We start from the raw sequence: 22,856 nt of genomic DNA, 5'->3' as shown, positions 1-22,856 counted from the left end.
CTACTCTGTGCCCGCCCGGCAATTCGGGCGTATGGCAGCCCGGTGTCACGGTGCCGGGCCGGTCCGGAGAGGACGCCTTCCATGGCCTTACGCGGACGCCACCGCCGCTACCGCCCGAGCCGGGTCTCGCAGGCCTCGCTGACCGTCACCGCGGGCGGTGCCGGCCTGGCGCTGCCGCTCATCGGCATGAGCACGGCCCACGCCGAGTCCACCGGGGTGTGGGACAAGGTCGCCAACTGCGAATCCTCCGGGAACTGGCACGTCAACACCGGGAACGGCTACTACGGCGGGCTCCAGTTCACCTCCTCCACCTGGAAGTCCTTCGGCGGCGGCGCGTACGCCCCACGTGCCGACCTGGCCACCAGGAACGAGCAGATAGCCGTGGCCGAGCGGGTGCTGCGCAGCCAGGGCCCCGGTGCCTGGCCGGTGTGCTCCCGGCGTGCCGGGCTCACCCGCGAGGTGGCCACCGCCTCGCACACCGTGCACGTACCCGCGTCGAAGACGCGTCCCGTGACGGCGCACACCACGGCGCACACCACCGCGCACACCCCGAAGGCGCCCGCGAAGGCGCAGCCGAAGAAGACGGTGAAGAAACCCGCCGCGGCGCCGGGGAAGTCCACCGGGCAGGAGCACTACACGGTCGTGCACGGCGACACCCTCTCCGGGATCGCCGCCGACCAGCACGTCAAGGGCGGCTGGCCGCGCCTGTACGCCGACAACCGTGGCGTCGTCGGCGACAACCCCGATCTCATCCTCCCCGGCCAGCGGCTCGCCCTGGACGCCCCGCCCGCGAAGCCGCGGCCCGCGGCGAAACCGGCCGCGAGGCCCACCGTGAAACCCGCGGCCAAACCGGCAGCCAAGCCCGCCGCGAAGCCCGCGGCCAAGCCTGCCGCCAAACCGGCCGCGAAGCCCGCGCAGAAGAAGACCGTCGAGACCGCCGCCGTCCGGCACACCACCGGCTGGGCGCTGCCGGTGCACGCCGCGCTCGGCACCAGCTACCAGGCCTCCGGCAGCCACTGGGCCAGCGGCCACCACACCGGCCAGGACTTCCTGGTCCCGACCGGCACCGCCGTGCACGCGGTGGCCTCCGGCAAGGTCGTCAGCGCCGGGTGGGGCGGCTCGTACGGCTACCAGGTGGTCATCCGGCACCCGGACGGGCACTACAGCCAGTACGGCCACCTGTCGCAGATCTCGGTCAAGGTCGGCCAGCAGGTCACCGAGGGCCAGCGCATCGCCCGTTCCGGCTCCACCGGCAACGCCACCGGCCCGCACCTGCACTTCGAGATCCGCACCGGCCCGGTCTACGGAGACGACATCGACCCGCTGCACTTCCTGCGCGCCCACGGCGTGAAGGTCTGACCGGCGCCCCGGGCCGCCGCGCGGGCGGACCGGGACGCCGTACCGAGCCGACCCCCCGGGGTCAGGGGCGCTTGGTGGGGACGTTCTCGTAGACCTTCAGCGGGTCGGTCTCCGCGACCGGGGCGAGGACCGACTCGATGCGCTCCATCACCTCGGCGTCCAGCTTCACGCCTGCCGCCTTCGCGTTCTCGCCCACCTGCTCGGGACGCGAGGCGCCCACGATCGCGGCCGAGACGTTCTTGTTCTGGAGCACCCACGCGACCGCGAGCTGTGCCAGGCTCAGGCCCGCCTCCGCCGCGACGGGCTTCAGCTCCTGCACCCGGGCGAGCACGTCGTCGCGCATCCAGCGGCCGATCATGTTGGCGCCGCCCTTGTCGTCGGTGGCGCGCGAACCGGCCGGGGGCTGCTCGCCCGGCACGTACTTGCCGGTGAGGACGCCCTGGGCGATCGGGGAGAAGACGACCTGGCCGATGCCCAGCTCCTCCGACGTCGGCACGACCTCGCCCTCGATGACCCGCCACAGCGCCGAGTACTGCGGCTGGTTGGACACCAGCGGGATCCGCAGCTCGCGCGCCAGCGCGTGGGCGCGGCGGATCTGGTCGGCGGTCCACTCCGACACGCCGATGTAGTGCGCCTTGCCGGAGTGCACGACGTCGGCGAAGGCCTCCATCGTCTCCTCCAGCGGGGTGAAGCGGTCGTACCGGTGCGCCTGGTAGAGGTCGACGTAGTCGGTCTGCAGACGGCTCAGGGAGTTGTCGATGGACTCCATGATGTGCTTGCGGGACAGGCCGCGGTCGTTGTGGCCGGGACCGGTGGGCCAGAAGACCTTGGTGAAGATCTCCAGGCCCTCGCGCCGCTCGCCCTTCAGCGCGCGGCCGAGGACGGACTCCGCGCGGGTGCCCGCGTAGACGTCGGCGGTGTCGAAGGTGGTGATCCCGACGTCCAGGGCCGCGCGCACGCACGCGGTGGCGGCGTCCTCCTCCACCTGGGAGCCGTGGGTGAGCCAGTTGCCGTAAGCGATCTCGCTGATGATCAGGCCGCTGCGGCCGAGGTGACGGTATTCCATGGTCAACGACCTTAATCCGCCTCCCCGCCGCCGGTGAAGGCGGCCGCACGGGACCTTCCGCGCTCAGCGGGCGCGGGTGGGGGAGGCCAGCAGGAAGGGCTCGCCCTCGCGCGTGCGGTGCTCGGTGCACTGCCAGCCGTACCGGCCGAGCAGTCCGGCGCAGCGGGCGAGCGCCCGTATCGCCGCCGTCCCGTCCGCGGCGCCGCGCCAGGCGACCCGCGGCTCGCCGTCCCGCTCCCCGGCGGCCGTCACGGCGTAACCCGGGGAGCCGGGCCGGGCGGGAGGGCAGCCGGCGGCCTCCAGGGCGAGGGCGACGGCGTGCACCGGGCGCTCCCGCTCCCAGGGCGCGGGAGCGCCGGTCGCCCCGTCGAGCAGCAGCGACCTGATCCGCAGCAGGCCCTCCCACGCGGTCGCCACCTCGGCGGCGCGGCGCGGGCCGCCGGGCGGGCCCGTCCCCGTACCGTCGTCGGCCGCGAAGGTGTCGGCGGCGGGTGCGGGGCGGCCGGGCGGCGGGACGTCGGGCCGGGGCGCCGTCAGGTCGGCGCGCAGCCGCAGGCCCTCCGGCGTGAGGTAGTAGCCGTGGTGGCCGCTGCGTCCGTGGCGGACGGCGAGCCCGTGGGCGGCGAGCGCGGCGCACACGTCGGCGCGCGCGGCCAGCCGCCCGGTCACCGGGTCGGATCCGGTGAGCGCGCGGCGCTGCGCCGCGGTCAGCGTGCCCTTCATGCGCCTTTCCTCCCGTCCCGTCGCATCCTTTCCCGCACCGTACCGCGGGCCACCGACAGCGCCCCCGGCAGCGGCGGCGGTCCCCCGCCCGCGGCAAGGGTCACGCCCGCGCTGCCAGTTGGTGCGCGGGGCGTAACAAACGCGCGGTCGCCGGGAGCCGGGCGGGCGCCGAGGTCACAATTGCCGGGTCGGTTGCAGACGTACCGGTCCTCGGGGGCCGGTCTCGGGGGAACGGGATCACCACATGAACACGAAGACGGCCAGAACCGGTCCGGCGCGCCGGGGCCTGCGCGGCGCCCTCCTGGGGGCCGCGGCGGTCGCCGCGCTGCTGACGCTCACCGCCTGCCAGGGCGACGACGACGCCGCGGGCCCGTCGAGCCCGGCGCCGACCGGCACGGGCACACCGCGGGCCACGGCGACCACCGCCGACTCCGGCACCGGCACCGGGACCGGGACCGCCAGAGCCACGCCCAGCGAGCAGGTCGGGGACACCGGCGAGACCAGCGGCGGCAACGGCACGAAGTACAAGGACTGCCAGGTCACCGAGCTGAACACCGCGGTCGAGCTCAAGGACCCGTCGGGGGACACCCCGCGGCACTTCCTGCTGACCGTCACCAACGGCACCAGGACGCCGTGCGTCCTCAACGAGTCCCCGCAGGTGCGGCTCGGGGCCGGCAACGACGCCGACATCGTCCGGACGCTGGGCGAGCAGAACACCGAGCCGCTGGTCGTCCCGGGCGGCGGCAAGGCGTACGCCGGGCTGTACGTCTTCGGCGCCGACGAGGGCGGCGAGGCGGAGTACGACCGGTCCGACCGCTTCACCGCCACCCTGGTCTCCGGCGACGGCACCGAGCTCAACGGCACCCTCATCTTCGACCTGCCCGACGGCCTCGACTCCGTCTCCTACGACGACGCGGCGCGCCTGTACGGCTGGGCCCTCACCGAGGGCATGGCGATGCGCCCGGTCACCCAGATCTGACCCCGCGTGCGGCGCCCGGCCCGTCCCGGCCGGGCGCCGCACGTTGTGAAAAGCCGGGGAATCGCGGGGAACGCCCCGCCCCGTCCACGGCCCGCGCATTCCGCCCGCCTAGGATCGTGGGATGGATCTCCGATGGCCGCGGCGCAGGCGGTGGTTGGCCGGCGCGGGGGCGCTCGCGGTGCTCGTGGCGGGCGGTGCGGCGGTCGGTACCGCCGCGGCGGACGGCGGCGGGCCCGCGGTGCACCGCTCGGACGCGATGCTCACCGGCGCGGGCGGCGTACGCCTGGACACCTCCTACTTCACCGCGGGCGGCGGCGGCCGCAGACCCGCGGTGCTGCTCGGCCACGGCTTCGGCGGCAGCAAGGACGAGGTGCGCGGCCAGGCCGAGTCGCTGGCCCGGCACGGCTACGCGGTCCTGACGTGGTCGGCGCGCGGCTTCGGCGCGTCCGGCGGGCAGATCGGCCTCAATGCGCCGGACGGCGAGGTCGCCGACGTCAGCCGGCTCGTCGACTGGCTCGCCGCCCGTCCCGAGGTCCGGCTCGACGCGCCCGGCGACCCCCGGGTCGGCGTCACGGGCGTGTCGTACGGCGGCGCGGTGTCGCTGCTGGCCGCCGGGTACGACCACCGGATCGACGCGATCGCACCCCGCGAGACGTACTGGAACCTCGCCGACGCGCTCTTCCCGGACGGCGTCTACAAGAAGCTCTGGGCCGGCATCTTCTTCTCCTCCGGTGCCACCCAGCTGCCCGGCGCCGGCACGGGCGGGCAGCAGGGGAAGGCCCCGACGGCGGCCGAGGCCCGGGCCCTGGCGACCGCGGCCGCCGCGAGCGACCCGGTGTGCGGCCGCTTCACACCGCAGATCTGCGCCCTCTACCAGCGTGTCGCGCAGGCCGGCCGCCCCGACGCGGCGGCCACCGCGCAGCTCACGGCGCTCAGCCCCGCCGCGGTCGCGTCCCGGATCAAGGTGCCCGCGCTCATCGTGCAGGGCCAGACCGACTCGCTCTTCACGCTCGCGCAGTCCGACGCGGCGGCCGCCGCGCTGCGGGCGGGCGGCGCGCCCGTGGCCGTCGACTGGATCGCGGGCGGGCACGACGGCGGCGACACCGAGGACGCCCGGATCGACCGCCGGGTCACCGCGTGGTTCGACCGCTACCTCAAGGGCGACAAGGGCGCGGACACCGGCCCGGCCTTCCGTGTCACCCGCACCGGCGGCCTGAACTCCACCGACGGCAGCGTGGTGCTGCGCGGCGCCACGGCCGGCTCCTACCCGGGTCTGGAGGGCACCTCGGCCCGCCGGTTCACCCTGACCGGCGGCCCGCAGCGCGTCCTCAGCCCCGCGGGCGGCTCGCCGCCGGCGATCTCCGCGGTGCCCGGCGCCGGTGCGCTCAGCTCCCTGTCGTCGCTGGGCGCGAGCCTGTCCACCGACATGCCGGGGCAGTTCGCGAGCTTCGACTCCGCGCGGCTGCCCGCCCACACCCATCTGACGGGCGCGCCCACCGTGACCCTGCGGGTGACCACGAAGGCCCCCGACGTGGTGCTCTTCGGCAAGCTCTACGACGTCACGCCGGGCGGCAAGCAGACGCTGCCCGCCGGGCTCGCCGCGCCCGTACGGGTCGCCGGGTCGCCGGGCGGCAGCCTGGTGACGCTGCAACTGCCCGCCGTGGACCACGACTTCGCCGCCGGTCACCGGCTGCGGCTGGTGGTGGCCACGACCGACCTGGGGTACGCCTCGCCCGCGGCCGCAGCGTCGGTGACGGTGGCGCTGGCCGGGCCGCAGCTGACCGTGCCGGTCGACACCGAGCTGTCCGACGCCGCCGGGCCGCTGCCCTGGTGGACGTGGGCGCTGCCGCCGGCCGCGCTGCTCGCGGCCGCGGCCCTGCTGGTGACCGGGCGGCGCCGGGTGCGGCCGCGCCCCGCCGATCCCGCGCTCGCGGCGGTCCCGCTCCAGATCACCGGGCTGAGCAAGCGCTACGCCAAGTCCGCCGACCGCTACGCGGTGCGCGACCTGTCCTTCCGGGTCGAGCCGGGACAGGTGCTCGGGCTGCTCGGGCCGAACGGCGCGGGCAAGACCACCACGCTGCGCATGCTGATGGGCCTGATCCACCCGGACGAGGGCGAGATCCGGGTCTTCGGCGAGGCGGTGCGGCCGGGCGCGCCGGTGCTGTCGCGGCTCGGCGCCTTCGTCGAGGGGGCCGGCTTCCTGCCGCACCTGACCGGCCGCGCCAACCTGGATCTGTACTGGCAGGCCACCGGCCGCCCGCCGGCCGACGCGCACATGGCCGAGGCGCTGCGGATCGCGGGCCTCGGCGACGCGCTGGAGCGCGCGGTGCGCACCTATTCGCAGGGCATGCGGCAGCGGCTCGCCATCGCCCAGGCCATGCTGGGCCTGCCGGATCTGCTGATCCTCGACGAGCCGACCAACGGCCTGGACCCGCCGCAGATCCGCGAGATGCGCGAGGTGATGATCCGCTACGCGGCCGGCGGGCGCACCGTCATCGTCTCCAGCCACCTGCTGGCCGAGGTCGAGCAGAGCTGTACGCACCTGGTGGTGATGGACCGCGGCAGGCTGGTGACGTCGGGGCCCGTCGCCGAGATCGTCGGCTCGGCGGACACCGTGCTGGTCGGCGTGGACGGCGAGATGCCGCAGGACGTCGTCGACAAGGTCGCGGGACTGCCCGGGGTGGCCACCGCGGTACGCGCCGAGGACGGCGTGCTCGCGGTGCTGGACGGGCTGACGTCGGCGCAGTTCGTGGCCGAACTCGTCCGGCTGGACGTGCCGGTGGCCCGGGTCGGGCCGCACCGCCGGCTGGAGGACGCCTTCCTGACCCTGATCGGAGGCTCGGCATGAGCGCCGCCCCGCCCGCACCCGTACCCGCTCCCGCGCCGCCGCCCGCCGCGGTGCCGCGGCGGGACACCGCCGAGGGCTACCGGCCCGGCCGTACGCTGCGGCTGCGCGTCGAGGCCCGGCGGCAACTGCGCCGGCGCCGCACGATGGTGGTGTTCGGGCTGCTGGCCGCGCTGCCCTTCGTCCTGATCATCGCCTTCGCGATCGGCGGCACCCCCAAGGAGGGCCGCAACGGGCCGACGCTGATCGACACCGCGACGGCCTCGGGCGGCAACTTCGCGGCGACGTGCCTGTTCGTGTCGGCCGGTTTCGTGCTGGTGGTGCCGGTCGCGCTGTTCTGCGGCGACACCGTCGCCTCGGAGGCGGGCTGGTCGAGCCTGCGCTACCTGCTGGCCGCGCCCGTGCCGCGGACCCGGCTGCTGGGCGTGAAGTTCACCGTCGCGCTGGGCTTCAGCGCGGCGGCCGTCGTGCTGCTGCCCGCGGTGGCGCTCGCCGCGGGCACGGTCGCGTACGGCTGGGGCGATCTGGAGCTGCCCACCGGCGGGGCGCTCGCGGCGGGTGACGCGCTGCCGCGGGCGGCGATCGCGGTGGCGTACATCTTCGTGAGCGAACTGGTCACCGCGGCACTGGCGTTCTGGCTGTCGACGAGGACCGACGCGCCGCTCGGCGCGGTGGGCGGCGCGGTCGGGCTGACGATCGTCGGCAACGTGCTGGACGCGGTGACCGCGCTGGGCTCGTGGCGGGACGTGCTGCCCGCGCACTGGCAGTTCTCCTGGGCCGACGCGCTCCAGCCGGACCTGGAGTGGGGTTCCATGCTGCAGGGCATGTCGGTGTCGGTCTCGTACGCCGTGGTGCTGACCGCGCTGGCGTTTCGGGGCTTTCGCACCAAGGACATCGTGTCCTGACGGCACGTCCGGCGCCCGTCCGCCCGACATACCGTCATGCCCTGGTCAAGGCCCGGCAAAAGGAGGGCCATCCGGGTAAAGCGAGCTGCGGGGATCCGGGAGGCACTCTTGTCCTGGGCATGATCTCTCCGATGTGATCAGTCATCCGTCTCGTGCGGTCGTCCTCCACCCAGGGAGAGTCCATGCGCAGATTCCGCCCGCGCTCCGCAGCGGTCGCCGCGGCCGGGGCCACCGCCCTCACCGCCGCCGTGCTGACCGCCGCTCCGGCCGGCGGTGCCACCGCCTCCGCGCCCGCCGCCCACGGGCCCGCCGCCAGGGCGGTGCCCGCGGTCACCGGTCACCGGCTGGTGCACGGCGTCAGCAGCCCGCTGACGCTGGCGCAGTGCCAGGCGCAGTGGGGCATCAACTGCTACACCCCGCTGCAGTACCGCCAGGCGTACGACCTCAACCCGCTCTACCGGGCGGGTGTCACGGGCAAGGGCCGCACGATCGTGATCGTCGACTCGTTCGGCTCGCCGACGATCCAGCACGACCTGGACGTCTACAGCGCCCAGTTCGGCATCAAGAGCAGCAAGGTGCAGGTCGTCAAGTGGGGCGACGTGCCGCCGTTCGACCCGACCAACCCCGACCACACCGGCTGGGCCGGCGAGTCCACGCTGGACGTCGAGATGGCGCACGCCGTCGCGCCCGACGCGAAGATCGTGCTGGTCGAGACGGGTGTCGCCGAGACCGAGGGCGTCGTCGGCCTGCCGGAGATGATGGACGCCGAGAAGTACCTGATCGACCACAACGTGGGCGACGTCATCACCCAGAGCTTCGGGGCGACCGAGAACACCTTCCCCGGCTTCGACAAGGGTGACTTCTCCAGCATCCAGGGCCTGCGCTACGCCTTCCAGGACGCGGCCCGGCACGGTGTGACGGTGCTCGCCTCCTCCGGTGACGACGGCGCGACCGACGCGGTCGAGGACGGCTCGGGCGACTACCCGTACCAGGTCAACTCCTGGCCCTCGGCCGACCCGCTGGTCACCTCCGTCGGCGGCACCCAGCTGCACCTGGACGCGACGGGCGACCGCACCGCGCCGGACAGCGTGTACAACGACTACGGGGCGGGCGGCGGCGGGCAGTCGCACGTCTTCGCCCGGCCGTCGTACCAGAACGGCGTCAAGAACACGGTCGGGGCGCGGCGCGGCACCCCGGACATCTCGATGGCCGCGGCCGTGGACGGCGGCGCCTGGGTCTACTCCAGCTACGACCCGACGGCGACCGGCTGGGACGTCTACGGCGGCACGAGCGAGGCGAGCCCGCTGTTCTCCGGCATCGTGGCGCTGGCCGACCAGTACGGCGGTCACCGGGTGGGCGACATCCACCAGGCGCTGTACGCGCTCGCCAAGGGCAACCCGAAGTTCACCGGCATCGTGGACGTCGCGGACGGGACGAACAACACCTACGGCGGGGTTCCCGGCTACACCGCGGTGAAGGGCTACGACATGGCCACCGGTGTCGGCTCGGTCGACGCCCTGCGGTTCGTGCCCGCGCTGGCGCTCACCAGCTGGGGCCGCTGACCCGCGGCCCGCACGATCAGCCGAGGTCACCGCCGCGTCCGGGAGTCCGGGCGCGGCGGTGACCGCTGTCCGGGGGCTGCCGGAAAGGCCGCGAACGCCGGAATTCCGCACCCGGGTGGTCCAACTCCATTATCTGTTAGGACTCTTGACAGTCGAGTGGTCTGGACCAACAGTATTGGTCCAGACCAGCAGGCCGCCGTCTGCTGATCCCCCCACCTGGAAGGAGCGCGGTCCATGACCGGACCCGTCCGCAGAGGGCGAGCACGCGCACTGCTCACCGGACTCGCCACCGCAGCCGCCACCGCAGGGCTGGCCCTGACCGGCGGCGGCGCCGCCCACGCGGCCACCCCGCTGCCCCAGCACCTCTCGGCGCCGTACTTCGAGGCCTGGAACGGCGACAGCCTCTCCGGCCTGGCCGCCGCGTCGGGCAACAAGTACCTGACGATGGCCTTCATCCAGACCGCGTCGGTCGGCTCCTGCACGCCGTACTGGAACGGCGACAGCTCGATGCCGATCAGCCAGGCCAACTTCGGTGCCGACATCGACACCATCCAGGCCGGCGGCGGCGACGTCATCCCGTCCTTCGGCGGCTACACGGCCGACAACACCGGCACCGAGATCGCCGACAGCTGCACCGACGTCGCCTCGATCGCCGCGGCCTACGAGAAGGTCGTCAGCACCTACGACATCAGCCGGCTGGACATGGACATCGAGGACAACTCGCTGACCAAGGCCGCCGGTATCGACCGCCGCAACAAGGCGCTCAAGATGACGCAGGACTGGGCCGCCGCCAACGGGCGCACCCTGCAGGTCTCCTACACCCTGCCGACCACCACCCACGGCCTGACGACCGGCACCGCCGGCGACGGCTCGGGCCTGTCGGTCATCAAGAACGCCATCTCCAACGGCGTGAACGTCGACGTCGTCAACCTCATGACGTTCGACTACTACGACAACGCCACCCACGAGATGGCGAACGACACCCAGACCGCCACCCAGGGCCTGCACGACCAGCTGGCCAAGCTCTACACGTCGAAGACCGACGCGCAGATCTGGAACATGGTCGGCATCATCGAGATGCCCGGCATCGACGACTTCGGCGCCGCCGAGACGTTCACCACCGCCGACGCCACCCAGGTCTACAACTGGGCGGTCAGCAAGGGCGTCAACACGCTGTCCTTCTGGGCGCTCCAGCGCGACAACGGCGGCTGCCCCGGCCAGGGCGGCTCCGACACCTGCTCCGGCATCGCGCAGAGCACCTGGCAGTTCAGCCACACCTTCGCGGCGTTCAACAGCGGCGGCACCACCACGCCGCCGACCAACGACTTCTCGGTGTCGCTGTCCCCGGCCTCCGCGACCGTCGCGGCGGGCGGCTCCACCACCTCCAGCGTGCACACCGCCGTCACCGCGGGCGCCGCGCAGTCGGTGAACCTGAGCGTGAGCGGCGCGCCGGCCGGCGTCACCGCCTCGGTCAGCCCCGGCTCGGTCACCGCGGGCGGCAACGCGACGCTGAACGTGTCCACGACCGCCGCCGCCGTCTCCGGCACCTACACCCTCACCGTCACGGGCACCGCCTCCGGCGCCGCGCACAACGCGACGTTCACGCTGACCGTCACCGGCGGCACGACCGCCTGCACCGCGGCCCCGTGGACCAGCTCGGCGGTCTACGTCGGCGGCAACACCGTCTCCCACAACGGCCACACCTGGAAGGCCAAGTGGTGGACGACGGGCGAGGAGCCCGGCACCACCGGCGAGTGGGGCGTGTGGCAGGACCTCGGGGCCTGCTGACGTAGCGGACCGTGACGTAGCGGACTGGCCTGTCCCGCAGCACGGCGGCCGGACCTCCCCGGATTCGGGGTCCGGCCGCCGATCCTCTAGAGTCGCCACCGGACGTCTACGCATGTGTAGTCGTCACCAGCGGGCCGGCTGATCACCGGCGGACCAGGGGACAGGACCACCACCCACATGAGTGCCATCGGCGTCGGCCAGGCCGTCATTCTCGGAGTCGTGGAAGGAGTGACCGAGTTCCTGCCGGTCTCCTCCACCGGGCATCTGAAGATGGCCGAGGGTCTGATGAACATCAAGGTCGACGACAAGTCCGTCGTCGCCTTCACCGCGGTGATCCAGGTCGGCGCCATCGCCGCGGTGTTCGTGTACTTCTTCAAGGACATCATGCGGTTCGTCTCCGCGTGGCTGCGCGGGCTGACGAACCGCAACGAGCGGGACAACCACGACTACAAGTTCACCTGGTGGGTGATCTACTCCACGATCCCGATCGTGATCGTCGGGCTGGCGGCCAAGTCGCTCATCGACGGCCCGCTGGGATCGCTGTGGGTCGTCGCCCTGTCGCTGATCGTCGGCAGCCTGGTGATGTGGGCGGCCGAGCAGATGGCCCGGTTCAAGCGCGGCGAGGACGAGGTCACCATAAAGGACGCGATGTACGTCGGTACGTCCCAGATCCTGGCGCTGCTCTTCCCCGGCTTCTCCCGCTCGGGCGCGACCATCTCCACCGCGCTGATCCGCGACCTGGACCGGATGGCGGCCACCCGGCTGTCGTTCTTCCTCGGCCTGCCCGCGCTCACCGGCGCCGGTCTGTACGAGCTGAAGGACGCCACCGGCGGCGGGGTGAGCACGAGCGCGCTCGCGGTCGGCACGCTGGTGTCGTTCGTCGTCGCCTACGCCTCCATCGCGTGGCTGCTGCGGTTCGTGGCGCGGCACTCGTTCAACTCGTTCGTGATCTACCGGATCGTCATCGGCTTCGTCCTCATCGGGCTGCTGGCGACCGGCACCCTCGACAGCTGACGCACGCCGGGCCGCCCGGAAGGGCAGCTCACAGGGCCGGACCGGAAGGTCCGGCCCTCTGTCGTCCCGCATAATTCACGACTTATTTTTTGATGTGTATTGACGCGCCGACAGGTGCGCCCCTAGCGTCCACTCCGCATCGCGACCCCACAACGCGACCGAGGAGAGACGTGTGACCCAGGTTTCCACCGGGCCCGGCACGCACATCCGCCCCCGCCCCCACCGCAGACGAACCGCCGCCCTCGTGGCAGCCCTGCTCCTCCCGGCCGGCGCCGGGCTCGCCCTGGCCGCCGCGCCCGGCGCGGCAGCCGCGACCATCCCCGCCGCACCGGCCTCGGTGACCAACGTCGGCAGCGGCAAGTGCGTGGACGCCCGCGCCGCCGCCACCGCCGACGGCACCGCCGTCCAGCAGTACACCTGCAACGGCAGCGGCGCCCAGCAGTGGCAGTTCACCGCCACCGACAGCGGCTACTACCGCGTCGGCGCCGGCTCCGCCGCGAACCAGGTGTGGGACGTCACCGACGTGTCCACCGCCGACAGCGCGAAGACCCAGCTGTGGCTGTACGGCGGCGGCGCCAACCAGCAGTGGCTGCCGGTCGCCGAGGGCGGCGGCTCCTTCCACTTCGTCAACCGCAACAGCGGCAAGTGCCTGGACGTGCCCGGCGCGTCCACCGCCGACAGCGTGCAGCTCCAGCAGTACACGTGCAACGGCAGCGCCGCGCAGTCCTTCACCGTCTCCGGCTCGGACGGCGGCACCACCACCCCGCCCACCGGCGGCGACCCGGACCTCGGGCCGAACGTCGTGGTCTTCGACCCGTCGATGTCCGCGTCCTCGATCCAGTCCCGGCTCACCTCGATCTTCAACCAGCAGCAGAGCAACCAGTTCGGCAGCCAGCGCTACGCGGTGCTCTTCAAGCCCGGCACCTACAGCGCGGACGTCAACGTCGGCTTCTACACCCAGGTCGCGGGCCTGGGCCTGAGCCCCGACGACGTGACGATCAACGGCGCCGTGCACGCCGAGGCCGACTGGTTCGGCGGCAACGCCACGCAGAACTTCTGGCGCGACGCCGAGAACATGTCCGTCAACCCCACCGGCGGCAGCGACCGCTGGGCGGTCTCGCAGGCGGCGCCCTACCGGCGCATGCACGTGCGCGGCAACCTGGCGCTGGACGACGGCGGCTGGTCCAGCGGCGGCTTCATCGCCGACACCAAGGTCGACGGCCAGATCCGCTCCGGCTCCCAGCAGCAGTTCCTGACCCGCGACTCGACGATGGGCAGCTGGTCCGGCTCCAACTGGAACATGGTCTTCGTCGGCGACCAGGGCGCCCCCGCCCAGTCCTTCCCGACCTACACGAACGTCGCCTCCTCGCCCACCATCCGCGAGAAGCCGTTCCTGTACGTCGACGGGTCGGGCAAGTACCAGGTCTTCGTGCCCGCGCTGCAGTCCAACGCCTCCGGCACCACCTGGAGCGGCAAGACCCCGCAGGGCCAGTCGCTGCCGCTGGACCAGTTCTACGTCGCCAAGCCCGGCGCGACCGCCGCCGACATGAACGCGGCCCTCGCGGCGGGCAAGAACCTGCTGATCACCCCGGGCGTCTACCACCTCGACCAGACGCTGAACGTCACCCGTCCGGACACCGTCGTGCTGGGCCTGGGCCTGGCCACCCTGGTGCCGGACAACGGGATCACCGCGGTCAGCACCGCGGACGTCGACGGCATCAAGCTGGCCGGTCTGCTCATCGACGCGGGCACCACCAGCTCGCAGCAGCTGATGCAGATCGGCCCGGCAGGCTCGTCCGCCGCGCACGCGGCCGACCCGGTGAGCCTGTCCGACGTCTTCTTCCGCATCGGCGGCGCGACCGTCGGCAAGGCCGTCAACTCCCTGGTGATCAACAGCAGCAACACGATCATCGACCACACCTGGATCTGGCGCGCCGACCACGGCAACGGCGGCACCGTCGGCTGGGGCACCAACACCGCCGACACCGGACTGATCGTCAACGGCGCGAACGTCACGGCGTACGGCCTGTTCGTCGAGCACTTCCAGAAGACGCAGGTGGTCTGGAACGGCAACGGCGGGCGGACGTACTTCTTCCAGAACGAGATGCCCTACGACCCGCCCAACCAGGCCTCCTGGATGAACGGTTCGTCCCAGGGCTACCCCGCCTACAAGGTCGCCCCGTCGGTCACCAGCCACGAGGCGTGGGGGCTGGGCAGCTACTGCTACTTCAGCGCCAACCCCTCGGTGGTCTCCGCCAACGCCTTCCAGGTGCCCGACACCTCCGGCGTGCGCTTCCACGACATGGTGACCGTCTCGCTGGGCGGCACCGGCACCATCAGCCATGTCATCAACAGCACCGGGGCCGCCGTCAACAGCGGTCACCAGGTGACCGACCTGACCAGCTACCCGTAACACACCCCGCCCCCCGGGGCGAACGGTGACGAAAGGGCCGGCCGGTCCGGGGACGCCTCCCCGGGCCGGCCGGCCCCGCCGTGTCCGCGGCCTGCGCCATCCGCTTCCCGGCCAGGTCGGCGACCGCGGTGCGACCGGAGTGTCAGAGTGTCAACGCCGGTCCCCGGACACGGAGAACCCGGCCGACCCCTCCCCCCACGGAAGGGCCGGCCGGGCGCGACGGTGGCGTGCTGCGTCAGGACAGCGTGGCCGCCACCGGGTCCCAGTCGTCCGGCAGGACGGGCACGGCCGGGGCCGACGACTCCAGCGGGAGGACGGCGTGCTGCTCGGCCGAGGCGGTGATCGTGGCCATCAGCTCCAGCACGTGCTGGGCCAGCTCGCCCGACGCGCGGTGCTGCTCACCGCCGCGGATGGCGCGGGCCATGTCCAGCACGCCCATGCCGCGGCCCGCCGTCGATCCCGCCACCGGCAGCTCGCTCCACTCCTGCGCACCGAACGCCTGCACCCGCAGCGGGCCCTCGAAGGTGTTCGGGTCCGGCAGCGACAACGTGCCCTCGGTGCCGGTGATCTCGATCATCCGGCGCGGCACCGACGAGTCGAAGCTGAAGGTGGCCGACGCGCTCGGGCCGCTCGCGAAGTCCAGCAGCGCGTGCACATGCGTCGGCACCTCCACCGCGAACCGCGTGCCCGCCTTCGGGCCCGAGCCGATGACCCGCTCCGCGCGCGCCTGCCGCGCGGTCGCCGACACCCGGCCGACCGGCCCGAAGAGCGCCACCAGCGCCGTCAGGTAGTACGGGCCTATGTCGAACAGCGGCCCGGCGCCGTACTGGAAGAGGAACTCCGGGCTCGGGTGCCAGCTCTCCGGGCCGGGGCCCTGGGTCACCGCCGTGACGCTCACCGGCTCGCCGATGACGCCCGCGCTCACCGCGCGCGCCGCCGACTGCAGGCCCGCGCCCAGGAAGGTGTCGGGCGCGCTGCCCACCCGCAGCCCGGCGGCCTGCGCCTCGGCGAGGATCTTCGCCCCGTCGGCCGGTGCCAGCGCGAGGGGCTTCTCGCCGTAGACGTGCTTGCCCGCAGCGATCGCCGCGCTCGCCACCTCGGCGTGCGCGGCCGGGATCGTGAGGTTGACGACGATCTCGACCTCGGGAATCGCCAGCACCGAGGCGACGTCCCCGGCGAAGGGCACCCCGTAGGTCTGCGCCGCCGCCCGGGCCCGCTCGACGTCGAGGTCGGCGATGCCCAGCACACGGACGTCCGGGAAGCCGGACAGCGCCGTCAGGTACTGGGTGCTGATGACACCGGCGCCGATCAGCGCCACCCCCACCGGCCCGCGGCTCATGACCGCCCCTCCAGCTCCGTGAGGTAGGAGTGGCTGGCGGCGACGGCCTCGAACACGTCGCCCGCGCACGAGTCCAGCTCCACGATCCGGACCGCGTCCGGGGCCGCCGCGAGGATCGGCGGCACGTCGATCGTGCCCTGGCCTACCGCGGTGTGCGGCTGCTCCTTCACGCCCGGCCCGTCCTTGACGTGCAGCGAGTAGACCCGGTCGCCCAGCGTGCGCAGCAGCTCGGGCACGTCCGCGCCGCCCACCGCCGCCCAGTAGGTGTCGACCTCCAGGAAGACCTCGGGCGCCAGCAGCCCGGCCAGCACCTCCAGGGCGGTACGGCCCTCGAAGCGCGGCTCGATCTCCCACCAGTGGTTGTGGTAGCCGATGAGCGCGCCGTGCTCGGCGGCCTGCGCGGCGAAGCCGTTGAGCCGGTCGGCGACCTGCTGGAGGCCGTCGAGGGTGGTGAAGAGCTCGTGGTCGATCCCGCCGGGGATGATCGCCCGGTCGGTGCCGGTGGTGCGCACGGCGTCGAAGACCTCGCCGGCGTCCTTGCTGAACAGCGCGTACGCGTGGGTGCTCGGCACGGTGAGGCCGAGGTCGTCGGCGAGCTTGCGGAAACCGGCCGGGTCGGCGGTCGGGTCGTAGGGCTCCACCGAGCGGTAGCCGATCTCGGCGAGCCGGGTCAGCGTGCCGTCGCGGTCGGCGGCCATCTGGTCCCGGAGGGTGTAGAGCTGGATGCTCAGCGGCTCGGGCATGGAAACGGATCCTCCTGGAAGTGCGGCACTGATGGCAGTGCGGCAGGGCGAGGCGGTACGGCGTGGTGCGGGTCCTGCGGGTGGTGCGCGGTCGTCCGGCGGTGCGCGGGGTCAGCCCACGATGAGCGGGCGCAGCGTGCGGTGGGCGATCTCCAGGCCCTGGGTGACGCGGGTGGTGTCCCCGCTCCACACCGGGTCCTCGTGCTCGACGGACAGCACACCGGTGAAACCGCCCTCGTAGAGCGTGTCCACGATCCGCCGCCAGTCCACGTCCCCGAGGCCCGGAACGCGGTAGCGCCACCAGCCGCTGTCCCAGCCGTCGGCGCGCTCGACCGTCCGGCCGAAGAAGCCGTGGCGGTCCCTGGCCCGCGGGTCGAGCTGGGCGTCCTTGGCCTGGGCGTGCGGGATGCGGTCGATGTACGGCTTGAGCGCGGCCACCGGGTCGATGCCCAGCCACATCAGGTGCGACGGGTCGTAGTTGAGGTAGAGGCCCAGGCCGAACATCCACTCCCACAGCTCGGGGGAGTAGGCGAGGTTGCCCGGGTAGCCGTCCGGGTGCCAGCCCTCCATGACGCAGTTCTCGATGATGATCTTCACACCGCGCTCGCCCGCGTACTCCACCAGCGGCGGCAGCTCGCGCTCGGCCAGCGCGATGTTCTCCTTGACCGACAGGCCCGGGTGGCGGCCGATGAAGGTGCCGACGTAACGGACGCCGAGCAGGGCGGCCGCGTCCACGTTCGCCCGGACGTGGGCGGCGATCTCCGCCCTGCGCGTCTGATCCGGGTGCAGGTTGTTCTCGTAGTAGGCGAGCGCCGACAGCTCCAGCGCGTGCCGCTCGAACAGCGCGCGCACCTCGTCCGCCTGCCGCTTGCCGAAGCCGGTCACGTCGATGTGGCTGGCCTCGAACTCCCGGGAGCCGGTGGACGGCCAGGTGGCCACCTCCAGCGCCTGGTAGTCGTGCGCGGCCGCCCATGCCGCGATCTCGTCCAGCGGCAGCTGCGGGAGGCAGGCGGTCAGAAAGCCCAGCTTCATCTCAGGAGACCTCTTTCCAGGACCGGTCGGCCGCCGACGCGAGCACGGCCTCGGTGAGGCGCACCATGCGGGCGGCGTCGTCGAAGGTGGGGAAGGGCCCACCGGTGCCGTCGGCGCGGACGGCGGCGTGCACGTCGCGGACGAAGGCCGCGAAGCAGTCGAGATAGCCCATCGGATGGCCGCCGGGCACCACCGACAGCCGGGCCGCGTCCGGCGCGAGCACCGCGGGGTCGCGCTGCACCGCCGCGTTCTCCCCGCGGCTGCCGACGAACAGCGTCTCCGGGTTCTCCTGGTCGAAGGCGAGCGACGTGGTGCTGCCGTCCACCTCGAACCACAGCCGGTTCTTGCGGCCGGGGGATATCTGGGAGACCGTCAGCGTCCCCGTCGCGCCCCGGTCGGTGCGGAAGAGCAGCTGCACCGCGTCCTCCGTCGCGGGCACCCCGCCCGTCCGCGCCAGCGTCTGGCTGGTGGCCGTCAGCTCCGCGATGCGGTGGCCCGTCACCCACTCGACCAGGTCGCACCAGTGCGAGCCGATGTCGGCGAAGGCCCGTGAGGGGCCGCCCGCCGCCGCGTCCACCCGCCAGTTGGTGTCGGTCGGCTGCGACAGCCAGTCCTGCAGGTAGTGCCCGTGCAGCAGGCGTACGTCGCCCGCCCGGCCGTCCCGGACCCGGGCGCGCGCCTCGGCCGCCATCGGGTGGTAGCGGTAGACGAACGGCACCGCGGCGACCCGGCCGGACTCCGCGGCCAGCGCCGCCAGTTCGCCCGCCGTCGCCGCCGACGTCGTCAGCGGCTTCTCGCACACCACGTGCTTGCCCGCCCGCAGCGCCAGCGCGGCCAGTTCGGCGTGCGCGTCGTTGGGCGTGCAGATGTGGACCACGTCCACGTCGTCACTGGTGACCAGCTCCGCCGAACTGTCGAAGGCACGCTCCACGCCGAGCGCGGCTGCGGCCTCCTTCGCGCGCGCCGGGGTCGAGGCGCTGACGCCGACCACCGGCGCGCCCGTACGGCGCACCGCGTCCAGATGCACGCGCCCGATCATCCCCACGCCGGCGATCGCCGTACGCAACGACGAACCGGGCGCGGATGCTGCGTTCCCGCCCACAAAAGCCCTCCCATTCCGCTTGCATACGACGCTAGCCACCAGGGTTTCGGTTGACAATGGCAAGATTTCCGCTAACTTCTGTCATAAATCGCGCCTCGCACAGCCCGCCCGGGACCCGCCCCCGGGAGCCCGCCCGACGAAAGGCAGCGCCTGGTGACCGCAGCAAGCGACCGGCAACTGGCCGCGCTCAGCGAACTCGCCGGGCTGGTCGCCGCCGGGACCACCCGGCGCAGCCAGCTCGCCGCCGCCACCGGGCTGTCCCGGGCGGCCGTCGCCCAGCGCGTCGACCTGCTGATCGCCAAGGGCGTCCTGGTCGAGACCGGCACGGTCGCCACCGACCGCGGCCGCCCGCCGCTCACCCTGCAACTCGCCTCCGCCGGCGCCGTGGTGTGCGCCGTCGACCTCGGTGCCACCCACAGCACCGTCGCCGTCGCCGAACTCGGCGGCACGGTGCTCGTCGAGGCCACCGACGAACTGGACATCAACGACGGGCCCGAAGCCGTCCTCAGCGGCCTGCACCGGCAGCTCGGCCGCCTCCTCGCCGCCGCCGGCCACCCCGCCACCCACGTCCGCGCCATCAGCATCGGCGTGCCCGGACCCGTCGAGGCCAGCACCGGGACGGTCATCCGCCCGCCGATCATGCGCGGCTGGGACGGCACCTGCGTCCCCGGCTTCTTCGCCGACCGCTACCACGCGCCCGTCCTGGTCGACAACGACGTCAACATGATGGCCCTCGGCGAGTACGGCCACCGCCCCGCCGCCGACCACCTGCTCTACGTCAAGGTCGGCACCGGCATCGGCTGCGGCATCGTCTCCGGCGGCGTCGTCCACCGCGGCGCGACCGGCGCGGCGGGCGACATCGGGCACATCAGGGTGCCCGGACAGGACGACGTCCTGTGCCACTGCGGCAACACCGGCTGCGTCGAGGCGGTCGCCTCCGGCGCGGCCATCGCCGCGACGCTGCGCGAGGCGGGGCTGCCCGCCGAGCACGCCGCCGACGTCGTCCGCCTCGTCGCCGAGGGCGACCCGCTGGCCCGCCGCCAGGTCCGGCTCGCCGCGCAGCGGCTCGGCGACGTCATCGCCTCGCTCGTCAGCTTCTACAACCCCGACACGATCGTGCTCGGCGGGAGCATAGCGAGCCTCCACGACGACCTGCTCGCGGACATCCGCGCGGCCGTCTACCGCCGCGCCCTCCCGCTCGCGACCCGCACGGTCGCGATCGAGACGACCCTGCTCGGCCGCCGCGCCGGCATTGAGGGCGCGCGCCGCCTCGCCGTCTCCCACCTGCTCTCTCCCGAGGGGATCGCCCACATGCTCTCCGGCACCCCCGCCTGAGCCGGGCCCCCCGGGGGGTGCCCCTTCCGCTACGGGCTGCCACCCGCGGTGGGCCTCGCGACCTTCCGCCGGTGGGCGGTTGCGCGCGCAGATCTCCCGCAGGCTCCGCCCGGGAGGTGCCCCCACGCGCCCCTGGTGTGCCGCCCTGCACGGCAGGGGCAGCGCCATGCGGCTTGAGGGCACTCGTTGTTGGGGGCGCGGGGAACTGCGCGATCAGCCGGGGGAGGGGGACGGTCCCGGGACGGCGGGATGGGGCGGCCCGGGGGGCAAGCGGCGCGGGGAACTGCGCGATCAGCCGGGGGAGGGGAACGGTCCCCGGACGGCGGGATGGGGCAGCCCGGGGGACAGGGGGCGCGGGGAACTGCGCGATCAGCCGGGGGAGGGGGACGGTCCCCGGACGGCGGGATGGGGCAGCCCGGGGGGACGGGGGCCCGCCGGAGTGGCCGGCGGAGGGTCAGGGGAGCGGCCGCCGCAGGTGGTACGCGTAGGTGCGCCACGGACGCCACCCCGCCGAGCCCGGATCCGTCTCCGGCTCCGGCAGGACATCGGGATCGCCGAGCCCGCGCATGCGGATGAGCGCGGCGCACCCCGCCGACATGCCCGGCAGGGCCAGCAGCGCCCGTTCCGCCTCGTCGCGGTCCGCGCCCGGGTCGAGCCGCAGCGTGCCCGACACCAGCCCGTCCGCGAGGGCGCGGAGCAACGGCCTTACCCCCGCGGGGACTTCCGCGAGTTCCGCCCCGGCGAGGTCCGCGGGGCGCGGGAAGAGCCGGGTGAGCCCGCCGCGCGGCTGCGCGAGCCGTTCCCCGTACGCGGCGACCACCGCCGCCGACGCCTCGCCCAGCACCGCCCGCAGGGCGAACTCCTCCGGATCCGCGCTGCCCGGCGCCCGTACCCCCGGCCGCGCGGCGACCCGCTCGGCCAGCGCCGGATCCGCGCCGAGCCGTTCCGCCACCGCGTAGGGGTCCGCGTCGAGGTCGAAGAGCCGCCGCATCCGCTGGGTCGCCGTCGTGAGGTCGCGCAGGTCGTCGAGGTGCAGCCGGCAGTCCAGCCAGCCGCCGCGGCCCGGTCGTTCACCGACCTCCGCGACGCCCGCGCCGTGCGGCAGCCGCAGCGTACGGCGGTACGTCCGCGTCCCCGGGCGGCCGGTGACCTCCTCGACGCCGGGGACGGCGTGCTCGGCGAGGAAGCCGAAGACGTACCCCGTGTCGTACGGCCCGCGGTACGCGAGCCGCAGCGGCACGCCCGTCGCGGCGGCCCGCGCCTCCCGGGTGGGGGCGGGGCGCGCGGCCCGCAGCTCGGTCGGCGTGGCCGCGTAGATCTCCCGGATCGTCTCGTTGAACTGCCGGACGCTCGCGAAGCCCGCGGCGAAGGCGATGTCCGCGGCCTGCATGGTCGTGGTCTGCAGAAGTACCCGCGCGGTGTGCCCACGCTGCGCGCGGGCCAGGGCGATGGGACCCGCGCCCAGCTCCGCGTTGAGCTGCCGCTGCACCTGGCGGGCGCTGTAGCCCAGCCGGCTGGCGAGGCCCGCGACGCCCTCGCGGTCCACGACGCCGTCGCCGATGAGCCGCACCGCGCGGCCCACGACATCGGCCCGCGCGTTCCAGTCCGCGGAGCCCGGCACCGCGTCGGGGCGGCAGCGCCGGCACGCCCGGAAACCGGCGCCCTGCGCGGCGGCCGCGGTGGCGTAGAAGGAGACGTTCGCCCGCTTGGGCGTGATCGCCGGGCAGCTCGGGCGGCAGTAGATGCCGGTGCTGGACACGCCGAAGAAGAAGACGCCGTCGAAGCGGGCGTCCCGGCTGCGGACCGCCTCGTACCTGCTGTCCTCGGTCATCATGCGTCCCAGTATCGCCGCCCGCCGCGCACCGGGCTAGCGGATTTCGGACGCGGCGGTGCTCTTACGCGGGGCGGACGGCGCGGGGCCCCACGCAGCGCGCCCCCACCGCCTCGACCCGGGCCCGCAGCCCGCGGTCGGCGGTGACGACCAGGCACGGGCGCGGGGCGGCTTCCGCCGCGAGCCGCGCGATGAGGTCGTCCCCGCTGCCCGGGGCCTCGACGACCTCGACACCCGGCACGGACGGCACGCCGCGCGCCTGCCCCTCGGTGACCAGCACGACCTCGACCGCCGCCCCTACGGCCCACTCGGGCGCGCCGCTGCCCGCCCCGAGCCCGTTCGCGGCGACCGCGACCAGCCGGTCCCGCAACCGCTCCGCGGCCCCCCGCCGGTCCCGCCACCATCCGTCCGGCACCGACCCCACGACATTCGCCCCGTCCACGAGGACCACTGCGCCGGCATCACCCATCCCGGCAGTCTGCCCTCCCGGGCAGGTGCTCGACGAAACGCTCACCCGGCGTGCCGGGCCCCCCACCGGGGCGGCGGGTCGTCACCGCCCGAGAGGGGTGCTCCTGTCCGTCCCGGACCACCCCCCGGTGGTGGGTTGCGCGCGCAGTCCCCCGCGCCTCTGAAAACGGTCATCCTGCGTGCAGAGGGCACCCCCCAGGGGCGCGTGGGGGCACCTCCCAGGCGGAGCCTGGGGGAGAACTGCGCGCTCAGCCCCCACGGGCGGGTGGTCCGGCGGCAGCGCGAACCCCCCCACCGGGACGGTGGAACCCCCACCGGCAGGTGGTCCGGCAGCGCGAACCCCCCACCGGGA

17 protein-coding genes are annotated in these 22,856 nt (G+C 73.8%); 9 read left to right on the top strand and 8 right to left on the bottom strand.

Translation table 11 applies throughout. The features are described 5' to 3' along the window. Positions 1-81 precede the first annotated feature (81 nt). Positions 82-1,359, top strand: coding sequence for a transglycosylase family protein (locus tag ACH4PY_RS12995; RefSeq protein ID WP_398180091.1), 1,278 nt, complete (start codon positions 82-84; stop codon positions 1,357-1,359). A gap of 61 nt (positions 1,360-1,420) precedes the next feature. Here ACH4PY_RS12995 and ACH4PY_RS12990 read toward each other — a convergent pair whose 3' ends face one another. Then, positions 1,421-2,425 carry an aldo/keto reductase family protein gene (locus tag ACH4PY_RS12990; RefSeq protein ID WP_398180088.1) on the bottom strand — a complete coding sequence of 335 codons (1,005 nt, stop codon included), beginning with the start codon at positions 2,423-2,425 and terminating at the stop codon, positions 1,421-1,423. 63 nt (positions 2,426-2,488) lie between these two features. Next, entirely contained in the window at positions 2,489-3,148 is a 660-nt protein-coding gene (locus ACH4PY_RS12985) for a hypothetical protein (protein WP_398180085.1), read from the bottom strand. Between the two features lie 244 nt (positions 3,149-3,392). On the opposite strand from ACH4PY_RS12985, the gene ACH4PY_RS12980 reads away from it, so the two are divergent. The 7 genes from ACH4PY_RS12980 (at position 3,393) to ACH4PY_RS12950 (ending at position 14,654) form a co-directional block, all read left to right on the top strand. Then, complete coding sequence (locus ACH4PY_RS12980; protein WP_398180082.1) at positions 3,393-4,127, top strand: DUF4232 domain-containing protein; 735 nt, start codon at positions 3,393-3,395, stop codon at positions 4,125-4,127. A 121-nt stretch (positions 4,128-4,248) separates the two neighbouring features. Continuing rightward, on the top strand, positions 4,249-6,975 hold the full coding sequence (locus tag ACH4PY_RS12975; protein ID WP_398180079.1) for a CocE/NonD family hydrolase: 2,727 nt from the start codon (positions 4,249-4,251) through the stop codon (positions 6,973-6,975). Then, on the top strand, positions 6,972-7,877 hold the full coding sequence (locus ACH4PY_RS12970) for an ABC transporter permease (RefSeq protein WP_398180076.1): 906 nt from the start codon (positions 6,972-6,974) through the stop codon (positions 7,875-7,877). Before ACH4PY_RS12975 ends, ACH4PY_RS12970 begins: the two co-directional genes overlap by 4 nt. 182 nt (positions 7,878-8,059) lie before the next feature. Then, the gene (locus tag ACH4PY_RS12965) at positions 8,060-9,439 is read left to right on the top strand and encodes a S8 family serine peptidase (RefSeq protein WP_398180073.1); all 1,380 of its coding nucleotides are present in this window, start codon (positions 8,060-8,062) and stop codon (positions 9,437-9,439) included. Between the two features lie 234 nt (positions 9,440-9,673). After that, on the top strand, positions 9,674-11,227 hold the full coding sequence (locus ACH4PY_RS12960) for a glycosyl hydrolase family 18 protein (RefSeq protein ID WP_398180070.1): 1,554 nt from the start codon (positions 9,674-9,676) through the stop codon (positions 11,225-11,227). Between the two features lie 177 nt (positions 11,228-11,404). After that, on the top strand, positions 11,405-12,241 hold the full coding sequence (locus tag ACH4PY_RS12955) for an undecaprenyl-diphosphate phosphatase (RefSeq protein ID WP_398180068.1): 837 nt from the start codon (positions 11,405-11,407) through the stop codon (positions 12,239-12,241). Between the two features lie 172 nt (positions 12,242-12,413). Beyond that, complete coding sequence (locus tag ACH4PY_RS12950) at positions 12,414-14,654, top strand: RICIN domain-containing protein (protein ID WP_398180065.1); 2,241 nt, start codon at positions 12,414-12,416, stop codon at positions 14,652-14,654. A 235-nt stretch (positions 14,655-14,889) separates the two neighbouring features. Here ACH4PY_RS12950 and ACH4PY_RS12945 read toward each other — a convergent pair whose 3' ends face one another. The 4 genes from ACH4PY_RS12945 to ACH4PY_RS12930 form a co-directional block, all read right to left on the bottom strand. After that, complete coding sequence (locus ACH4PY_RS12945; RefSeq protein ID WP_398180061.1) at positions 14,890-15,993, bottom strand: Gfo/Idh/MocA family protein; 1,104 nt, start codon at positions 15,991-15,993, stop codon at positions 14,890-14,892. Continuing rightward, positions 15,990-16,736, bottom strand: coding sequence for a sugar phosphate isomerase/epimerase family protein (locus ACH4PY_RS12940; RefSeq protein ID WP_398180058.1), 747 nt, complete (start codon positions 16,734-16,736; stop codon positions 15,990-15,992). Before ACH4PY_RS12940 ends, ACH4PY_RS12945 begins: the two co-directional genes overlap by 4 nt. Before the next feature lie 111 nt (positions 16,737-16,847). After that, a complete protein-coding gene (locus ACH4PY_RS12935; RefSeq protein WP_398180055.1) occupies positions 16,848-17,768 on the bottom strand; it encodes a sugar phosphate isomerase/epimerase family protein in 921 nt (306 codons plus the stop codon). A 1-nt stretch (position 17,769) separates the two neighbouring features. Beyond that, positions 17,770-18,870 carry a Gfo/Idh/MocA family protein gene (locus ACH4PY_RS12930; RefSeq protein WP_398180052.1) on the bottom strand — a complete coding sequence of 367 codons (1,101 nt, stop codon included), beginning with the start codon at positions 18,868-18,870 and terminating at the stop codon, positions 17,770-17,772. A gap of 153 nt (positions 18,871-19,023) precedes the next feature. Between ACH4PY_RS12930 and ACH4PY_RS12925 the strand changes: the two genes are divergently transcribed. Beyond that, positions 19,024-20,205: an ROK family protein gene (locus tag ACH4PY_RS12925; protein ID WP_398180049.1), complete on the top strand. Its 1,182-nt coding sequence runs from the start codon at positions 19,024-19,026 to the stop codon at positions 20,203-20,205. A gap of 454 nt (positions 20,206-20,659) precedes the next feature. Here the strand turns inward: ACH4PY_RS12925 and ACH4PY_RS12920 are convergent, their stop codons facing one another. Further along, positions 20,660-22,036 (bottom strand): bifunctional transcriptional activator/DNA repair enzyme AdaA, encoded by a 1,377-nt coding sequence (locus tag ACH4PY_RS12920; protein WP_398180838.1) that lies wholly within the window; start codon positions 22,034-22,036, stop codon positions 20,660-20,662. Between the two features lie 64 nt (positions 22,037-22,100). Beyond that, complete coding sequence (locus tag ACH4PY_RS12915; RefSeq protein ID WP_398180046.1) at positions 22,101-22,505, bottom strand: NTP pyrophosphohydrolase; 405 nt, start codon at positions 22,503-22,505, stop codon at positions 22,101-22,103. Positions 22,506-22,856 lie beyond the last annotated feature (351 nt).

The sequence above is a fragment of the Streptomyces sp. NPDC021224 genome (assembly GCF_044332905.1).
Lineage (GTDB): Bacteria > Actinomycetota > Actinomycetes > Streptomycetales > Streptomycetaceae > Actinacidiphila.
This window is presented reverse-complemented; position numbering and strand designations above follow the sequence as displayed.

Bases quoted from the DNA above. Each gene is read 5' to 3' on its own strand.
- ACH4PY_RS12935 (WP_398180055.1), bottom strand. From the start codon at position 17,768: ATGAAGCTGGGCTTTCTGACCGCCTGCCTCCCGCAGCTGCCGCTGGAC.
- ACH4PY_RS12970 (WP_398180076.1), top strand. From the start codon at position 6,972: ATGAGCGCCGCCCCGCCCGCACCCGTACCCGCTCCCGCGCCGCCGCCC.
- ACH4PY_RS12920 (WP_398180838.1), bottom strand. From the start codon at position 22,036: ATGACCGAGGACAGCAGGTACGAGGCGGTCCGCAGCCGGGACGCCCGC.
- ACH4PY_RS12975 (WP_398180079.1), top strand. From the start codon at position 4,249: ATGGATCTCCGATGGCCGCGGCGCAGGCGGTGGTTGGCCGGCGCGGGG.
- ACH4PY_RS12985 (WP_398180085.1), bottom strand. From the start codon at position 3,148: ATGAAGGGCACGCTGACCGCGGCGCAGCGCCGCGCGCTCACCGGATCC.
- ACH4PY_RS12940 (WP_398180058.1), bottom strand. From the start codon at position 16,736: ATGCCCGAGCCGCTGAGCATCCAGCTCTACACCCTCCGGGACCAGATG.
- ACH4PY_RS12965 (WP_398180073.1), top strand. From the start codon at position 8,060: ATGCGCAGATTCCGCCCGCGCTCCGCAGCGGTCGCCGCGGCCGGGGCC.
- ACH4PY_RS12980 (WP_398180082.1), top strand. From the start codon at position 3,393: ATGAACACGAAGACGGCCAGAACCGGTCCGGCGCGCCGGGGCCTGCGC.
- ACH4PY_RS12960 (WP_398180070.1), top strand. From the start codon at position 9,674: ATGACCGGACCCGTCCGCAGAGGGCGAGCACGCGCACTGCTCACCGGA.
- ACH4PY_RS12945 (WP_398180061.1), bottom strand. From the start codon at position 15,993: ATGAGCCGCGGGCCGGTGGGGGTGGCGCTGATCGGCGCCGGTGTCATC.
- ACH4PY_RS12955 (WP_398180068.1), top strand. From the start codon at position 11,405: ATGAGTGCCATCGGCGTCGGCCAGGCCGTCATTCTCGGAGTCGTGGAA.
- ACH4PY_RS12995 (WP_398180091.1), top strand. From the start codon at position 82: ATGGCCTTACGCGGACGCCACCGCCGCTACCGCCCGAGCCGGGTCTCG.
- ACH4PY_RS12915 (WP_398180046.1), bottom strand. From the start codon at position 22,505: ATGGGTGATGCCGGCGCAGTGGTCCTCGTGGACGGGGCGAATGTCGTG.
- ACH4PY_RS12990 (WP_398180088.1), bottom strand. From the start codon at position 2,425: ATGGAATACCGTCACCTCGGCCGCAGCGGCCTGATCATCAGCGAGATC.